General features: G+C 67.3%; 8 protein-coding genes. 7 read left to right on the top strand and 1 reads right to left on the bottom strand.

What is annotated here, in order from left to right; translation table 11 throughout:
• From JHD80_RS26355 to JHD80_RS26325, 7 genes are all read left to right on the top strand, one after another.
• Positions 1-381, top strand: a 381-nt coding sequence (locus JHD80_RS26355) for a nucleotidyl transferase family protein (protein ID WP_465246562.1), incomplete at its 5' end; no start/stop codon positions are given.
• 23 nt (positions 382-404) lie between these two features.
• A complete protein-coding gene (gene rsfS / locus JHD80_RS26350; protein ID WP_210340005.1) occupies positions 405-860 on the top strand; it encodes a ribosome silencing factor in 456 nt (151 codons plus the stop codon).
• A 12-nt stretch (positions 861-872) separates the two neighbouring features.
• The gene (rlmH, locus tag JHD80_RS26345; protein WP_199093419.1) at positions 873-1,352 is read left to right on the top strand and encodes a 23S rRNA (pseudouridine(1915)-N(3))-methyltransferase RlmH; all 480 of its coding nucleotides are present in this window, start codon (positions 873-875) and stop codon (positions 1,350-1,352) included.
• On the top strand, positions 1,349-2,695 hold the full coding sequence (locus JHD80_RS26340) for a murein hydrolase activator EnvC family protein (RefSeq protein ID WP_199093417.1): 1,347 nt from the start codon (positions 1,349-1,351) through the stop codon (positions 2,693-2,695). Before rlmH ends, JHD80_RS26340 begins: the two co-directional genes overlap by 4 nt.
• Positions 2,695-4,056 (top strand): S41 family peptidase, encoded by a 1,362-nt coding sequence (locus tag JHD80_RS26335; protein ID WP_199093416.1) that lies wholly within the window; start codon positions 2,695-2,697, stop codon positions 4,054-4,056. The genes JHD80_RS26340 and JHD80_RS26335 overlap by 1 nt, the downstream gene beginning before the upstream one ends.
• 392 nt (positions 4,057-4,448) lie before the next feature.
• Positions 4,449-5,558 (top strand): divergent polysaccharide deacetylase family protein, encoded by a 1,110-nt coding sequence (locus tag JHD80_RS26330; protein ID WP_248311794.1) that lies wholly within the window; start codon positions 4,449-4,451, stop codon positions 5,556-5,558.
• A complete protein-coding gene (locus JHD80_RS26325) occupies positions 5,555-6,079 on the top strand; it encodes an RNA pyrophosphohydrolase (RefSeq protein WP_199093414.1) in 525 nt (174 codons plus the stop codon). Before JHD80_RS26330 ends, JHD80_RS26325 begins: the two co-directional genes overlap by 4 nt.
• 5 nt (positions 6,080-6,084) lie before the next feature.
• On the opposite strand, the gene JHD80_RS26320 is transcribed toward JHD80_RS26325, so the two are convergent.
• On the bottom strand, positions 6,085-6,505 hold a 421-nt coding region (locus tag JHD80_RS26320), incomplete at its 5' end, for a hypothetical protein (protein WP_199093413.1).

Here is a 6,505-nt window from a genome sequence, read left to right as displayed (position 1 = left end):
GGCCATGCCCGCATCGACGTCACCGGCGTCGAGGCGATGCTGCGCACCCGCTACACCGCCGACACGCTGCGCGCACTGAAGCGGCGCTGCCCCGGCGTGAACTTCGTCTGGATCATGGGCTCCGACAATCTCGCCGGCTTCCATCGCTGGAACGAATGGCGCGCCATTGCCCGGATGATGCCGATCGCGATCATCGATCGGCCGGGCTCGACCCACAGCGCCATGGCCTCGCCCGCCGCCAACTGGCTCTCGCGCTGGCGCCTGCCCGAGAACCGGGCCGCGAGCCTGCCGCGCATGAAGCCTCCCGCCTGGGTCTTCCTGCACGGCAAGCGCTCGACGTTATCCTCCACGATGCTGCGCAAGCGGGCCGGCCACGATTGAATTCCGGGGCTTCCCGGCTTATTTTGAGCCATCGCGCCAACGCGCATCAGGATCGAGAGGATACGTCACTGACCCGTCAAACCCTTGGTGAAGCCGAGCCGAAGCCGCTTCCCCAGGCTGCCGTCGCGGAGAATCCTTCTGCCGACAGCATCGCGCTCGCCCAGCGTGTCCTCGAGGACATGAAGGCCGAGGACATCACGGTGATCGACCTCGTTGGCAAGACGTCTCTCGCCGACGCGATGATCATCGCCTCGGGCAACGTCAACCGCCATGTCGCCGCCATCTCGGATGCCCTGATCGAAGCCCTGAAAGCTTCCGGACTGCCCACGCCCAACGTCGAGGGCATGCCTGCCTGCGACTGGGTGCTGATCGATACCGGCGACATCATCATCCACGTCTTCCGGCCCGAAGTGCGCCAGTTCTACAATCTCGAGAAGATGTGGGGCACCGACCGGCCGAACGAACGCCTCGATAGCTGACGTCGTCCCCGGATGCGGCTCGCGGTCATCGCCGTCGGCCGGCTCAAGGACGGGCCGGAGCGGGAGCTCTGCGAGCGCTATCGTGAGCGCGGAGTCGCGCTCGGCCGCGGCATCGGCCTCAGTGGTCCCGACATCGTCGAGATCGCCGAGGGCCGGGGCCGCCGCGCCGATGAACGCAAGCGCGAGGAGGCGCAGGCCATCCTCGCAAAAGCCCAGCCCGGCCTGATAATCGCGCTGGACGAGCGCGGCCGCGCCCTTGGCAGCGAAGCCTTCGCAGCCCGCCTCGCCGCCGCCCGCGATTCCGGCACCGGCCATGCCAGCCTGATCATCGGCGGCGCCGACGGGCTGAGCGAGGACATCCGCGACAAGGCCGACATCACCCTCGCCTTCGGCGCCCTGACGATCCCGCACCAGATCGTGCGCGCGCTCGTGCTCGAACAGCTCTATCGCGCGATGACGATCATCTCCGGCCACCCCTATCATCGCGTATGAGCTTGCTGATTCGCCCCGGACTGCGCGGCCTGTGCCTTGCCGCCCTGCTGGCGGCCTCGTTCGGAGCGCGTGCCCAGACGCCCCAGCCCGATCCGGAAGCGCTGCAGCGCGAGGCGATGCAGAAGCTCGTCGAGAAGCAGGCGCGCGAGAGCGAGCTCAAGGCGATCGAACAGCGCCTTGCCGGCAATACCGAAGCCCGCGCGGCGCTCGAGGAAGAAATCGCGGCGATCCGGGCCGATCGCGCCGCACTCAACAAGGCTCTGCTCGACACCACCGCGAAAACCCAGGCCGCCGAAGAGCGGCTCGGCGGGCTGGAGACGCGGCTTGCCCTGCTGCAATCCAGCGAGGCCGCGATTCGCCGCTCGCTCGACGGCCGGCGCAACCTGATCGCCGAGGTCTTGGCAGCCTTGCAGCGCATCGGCCGGCGCCCGCCGCCTGCCGTGCTGGTCCGTCCCGAGGACATCCTGGAAGCCGTGCGCGCCTCGATGCTGCTCGGCGCCGTCGTCCCCGATCTCCGGCAGGAGGTCGAGATTCTCAGCACCGACCTCGCCGAACTCGTCCGCCTGCGTGACGGCATCGCCACCGAAAAGGGCAAGATCGGCTCCGAAATGGAGCAGATCGCGGCCGAGCGCCAGCGCCTGGCCTCCCTGATCGAGGCGCGGCGCGAGCGTGAGACGAGCGCTGCCAAGGATGTCGAGCAACAGGCCGCGCTCGGCAAGGAACTCGCCGGCCAGGCCCGCTCGATGCGGGATTTCGTCGAAAAGATCGAGAAGGAGATTTCGGTCACCAACAAGGCGGCCGATGCCGCCCGGCACGCGATCGAGCAGGAGACGCGCGATCAGCGCGAGCGCATGACGGCGCTGGCCTTCAAGGACCCGGCGCGGCTGGCCCCCAAGATCGCCTTCGCGGAGGCCAAGGGCCTGCTTTCCCTGCCGGTGGCCGGATCACGATTGCGTGGTTTCGGCGATCCCGACGGCGCCGGCGGCACCATTCGCGGGATTTCTTTGGAAACGCGCGCCAACGCCCTAGTTTCGGCGCCTTCGGACGCTTGGGTGGTGTATGCGGGGCCGTTCCGCTCGTTCGGGCAACTCTTGATCCTGAACGCGGGCGGAGGCTACTACATCCTGCTGGCCGGCATGCAGCGGATCGATGTCGCGCTCAATCAGTTCGTGCTGGCGGGAGAGCCGGTTGCGGCGATGGGCGAAACATCGGAAGCTGCCGCTACGACGGTAGGGGTGGGAACCGGGCAGCCGGTTCTGTATATCGAATTCAGGAAAGACGGCGTCTCGATCGATCCGACGCCGTGGTGGACGAAATCGCAAGGCGAAAAGGTTCGCGGATGATGCGCAAGGTTTCCCTCGTTCTCGCCGGCGCCATCATGGGCGCGGGCCTGACCGGACTGGCCACACAGACCAGGCTGCTCTCCTCGACCAGCGCGGTGGCGGCCTCGGCCGAGGTCTACCGCAGCCTCAACCTGTTCGGTGACATCTTCGAGAAGATCCGCACCGACTATGTCGACAAGCCCGACGAGCAGAAGCTGATCGAGGCCGCCATCAACGGCATGGTCTCTTCGCTCGACCCGCACTCCTCCTATCTGGACGCCAAGTCCTTCCGCGACATGGACACCGACATGCGCGGCCAGTTCGGCGGGCTCGGCATCGAGGTGACGATGGAGGACGGCGTCCTCAAGGTCGCCAAGCCGATCAAGGATACGCCCGCCTCCAAGGCCGGCATCCTCGCCAACGACATCATCAAGCAGATCGACGGCGCCGAGGTGAAGGGCCTGTCCCTGACCCAGGCGGTCGAGAAGATGCGCGGGCTGATCAACACCCAGGTCACGCTCAAGATCGACCGCCCCGGCAAGACCGAGCCGCTCGAATTCACCCTGACCCGTTCGACCATCGTCGTGCCGGCCGTCGAGGAGCGCGTCGAGGGCGATATCGGCTATATCCGCATCGGCACCTTCTCCGAGCAGACCTATGACGGCCTGCGTAAGGCGATCGAGAAGACGACCAGTGAGATCGGGGCCGACAAGCTCAAGGGCTACATCATCGATCTCCGCAACAACCGCGGCGGGCGCCTCGACCAGTCCGTGCTGGTCTCGGATGCCTTCCTGGAGCGTGGCAAGATCGTCTCGACCCGCGGCCGCAATGCCGAGGAGACCCAGGTCTTCAACGCCAAGTCCGGCGATCTGACCAAGGGCAAGCCGGTCGTCGTGCTGATCAATGGCTCCTCGGCCTCGGCGGCCGAGATCGTCGCCGGCGCCCTGCAGGACCACAAGCGCGCGGTCGTGATGGGCACGCGCTCCTTCGGCAAGGGCTCGGTCCAGACCGTGATCCCGCTCGGCTCGAATGGCGGCCTGCGCCTGACCACGGCGCGCTACTACACGCCGTCGGGCAACTCGATCCAGGCCAAGGGCATCACGCCGGACATCGAGGTCCAGCAGGACATCCCGCAGGAGATCAAGGACAAGCTCGTCGATAACAAGGGCGAAGCTTCGCTGAAGGGCCATCTCAAGGCCGGCGAGGGTGAGGAGCAGTCCGGTTCCAGCTCCTATGTGCCTGCCGACCCGACCAAGGACACCCAGCTCATCGCCGCGCTGAACCAGCTCCGCGGCGTCAAGACGGGTGCCGCGGCCCCGGCGGAGAAGCCGGCCGCTCCGGCGGCGCCCGCCGCGCCCGAGGCGCCCAAGCAGCCGAACTGAGCCCCAGCGGGCTCGAAGTCGAACCCTCCGAAGGGCTGCGTGGGAATGCAGCCCTCATTCCGAGGAGGCCCGAAGGGCCTTCTCGAAAAATGGTCCAGCGGACTTGGGAGCCTCCCGAAGCATCCTTCGAGACGCCATTTCCAACGAAATGGCTCCTCAGGATGAGGGCTGAGACACTTTCCAAACAGACTCCAAGGCGCCAAGACTAACGCGCGGGCTGCTGATTCGGACCCGCGTCGCAACCTCGAGGACGGCCGCTCTCGGCCGGAACGCCGCTGACGGAGCTCAATCGACCGCTCGGCCAGGATCGCCCGGCGGCCTCTGGCAGGCCCTGGGGACGCTGGCTCGCGACGGCGGCGGCCGGATGCGTCGGCGCGGCCGTCCTGAGCCTCATGCTGACGGTGGCGCTGCGTCGCGATCCCGATGGCGGCGAGCCGATGGCCGTGGCCTCGATCGAGAAGCGCGCCGCGCCCGTCCCCTCGGCTTCCGCAGCGCCGGGAACGGTCCCGGCAACCCCGCAAGGCCCGGCCAGTGCCGCGCAGCTCGAACACAGCGCAGGGGTGACCGTGACCCGCGCCGGCGAGGATGCGCCGGAGGCGATCGTCATCACCATTCCCGACGAGACCCGCACCATCAAGCTCGCGACGGCGCCCGACAATCGCCTCGTCGAGCGCTCGCGCTACGGATTGCTGCCGAAGGTCGGCCCCGAAGGCGCGACGCCGGCCAAGATCTATGCCCGCCCCCTCGGCGCCGAGCCTTCGGCCAAGCCGGCCGGCCGCATCGCGCTGCTCGTCGGCGGCCTCGGTATCAGCCAGAACGGCACGGCCGATGCGATTGCGAAATTGCCGCCGCCCGTCTCGCTCGCCTTCGCGCCCTATGGCACCGAGCTCGAACGCACCGTCCAGCGCGCCCGCGGCGAAGGCCATGAGGTCTTCCTGCAATTGCCGATGGAGCCTTTCGACTATCCCGACAACGACCCCGGCCCGCATACGTTGCTGACCGGCCCGAAGGCGCCCGACAATATCGACAAGCTTCACTGGGCGCTCGGCCGCTTCACCGGCTATGTCGGCATCGTCAATTTCCTCGGCGGCCGCTTCACGTCGGACGAAGGCGCTCTCTCCCCGGTGCTGCGCGAGCTTGCCGGCCGCGGCCTGATGGTCGTCGACGACGGTTCATCCCCACGCAGCCTGCTCGCCGGATCGGCCGACCGCGCTCGCGTCCCCGCCCTGAAGATCGACCGCGTCATCGACGGCGTCACCCGTGCCGACGCGATCGACAAGGAGCTCGCCGCGCTGGAGAACATCGCCCGCGAGCAAGGCATCGTGATCGCCTCTGCCAGTGCCCTGCCGGTCTCGATCGAGCGGATCAACCGCTGGGCGCAGTCGCTTGAAGCCAAGAAGCTCGTGATCGTTCCCGTGAGCGCCGCCCGCGGCTTCCGCTCGCCCAAGAGCACCGGATCGATCCCGGCCGGGTCGATCAAGTCCACCGGATCGCTGCAATGACCGACAAGGCTCCTGAAGGCTATCGCCCCTGCGTGGGCCTGGCCCTGTTCAACGCCGAGGGCCTCGTCTTCGTCGGCCGGCGCGCCGACAAGACCAAGCGCGAGCATGTCGCACCCGGTCATGCCTGGCAGATGCCGCAGGGCGGCATCGACGAGGGCGAGACGCCGTTGGAAGCCGCACGCCGCGAGCTTGCCGAGGAAACCAGCGTCACCTCCGTCGAGCTCCTGGCGGAAGTACCGGGCTGGCTCGCCTACGACCTGCCCGTCGATATCGGCAAGGAAGCCTGGAAGGGCCGCTGGCGCGGCCAGGCGCAGAGATGGTTCGCTTTCCGCCTCACCGGCTCTGAGGACGAGATCGACATCCTCAACCCCACTGGGGGCCACAAGGCCGAGTTCGATGCCTGGCGCTGGGCCAGGCTCGAGGAGACACCCGACCTGATCATCCCCTTCAAGCGGGATGTCTACCGGGAGGTCGTCAGGCATTTCGCGCCCTTCGCGGGCGGAGCCGTCACGAAGGGTTGAAGGCCTTAGCCCATCGTGTAGACGACGCGGCCGATCCAGTAGAACTGGTAGAGGAGATGCGCGCTGGCGAGCGAGATATGCACCCAGCGTCGCGCCGAGATATAGGCGATCAGGCACAGCGCGAGCCCGATCGGCACTTGCACGAGATAGTCGCCGCTGAGCTGGGTCCAGTGCTCCGTGCCCTTGATCAGCGTATCGACGATATCGAGCAGGAAGGTCGCCGCGAGGAGGCCGAAGAACCAGCGTCGGCGCCGGACGAAGAAATCCTCGTAGCCGGCATATTCCGCGATATTGTCGGGGAAGAGCAGCGCCGAGATCAGATAGAGGACGACGGCATAACCTATCAGGAAGAGATAGACGCCGAAGCTCCAGCTTGGGATGCGCGACAGCCCGAACTCCCACCACCAGAACAGCACGAGTTCGAGG

Origin of the sequence: Allobosea sp. ASV33 (genome assembly GCF_016428755.1) — a bacterium.
In the GTDB taxonomy this organism is placed as follows: domain Bacteria; phylum Pseudomonadota; class Alphaproteobacteria; order Rhizobiales; family Beijerinckiaceae; genus Allobosea.
This window is presented reverse-complemented; position numbering and strand designations above follow the sequence as displayed.

Coding starts and splice junctions, on each gene's coding strand:
- JHD80_RS26325 (WP_199093414.1), top strand. CDS start 5,555: ATGACCGACAAGGCTCCTGAAGGCTATCGCCCCTGCGTGGGCCTGGCC.
- JHD80_RS26340 (WP_199093417.1), top strand. CDS start 1,349: ATGAGCTTGCTGATTCGCCCCGGACTGCGCGGCCTGTGCCTTGCCGCC.
- rlmH (WP_199093419.1), top strand. CDS start 873: ATGCGGCTCGCGGTCATCGCCGTCGGCCGGCTCAAGGACGGGCCGGAG.
- JHD80_RS26335 (WP_199093416.1), top strand. CDS start 2,695: ATGCGCAAGGTTTCCCTCGTTCTCGCCGGCGCCATCATGGGCGCGGGC.
- JHD80_RS26330 (WP_248311794.1), top strand. CDS start 4,449: ATGCTGACGGTGGCGCTGCGTCGCGATCCCGATGGCGGCGAGCCGATG.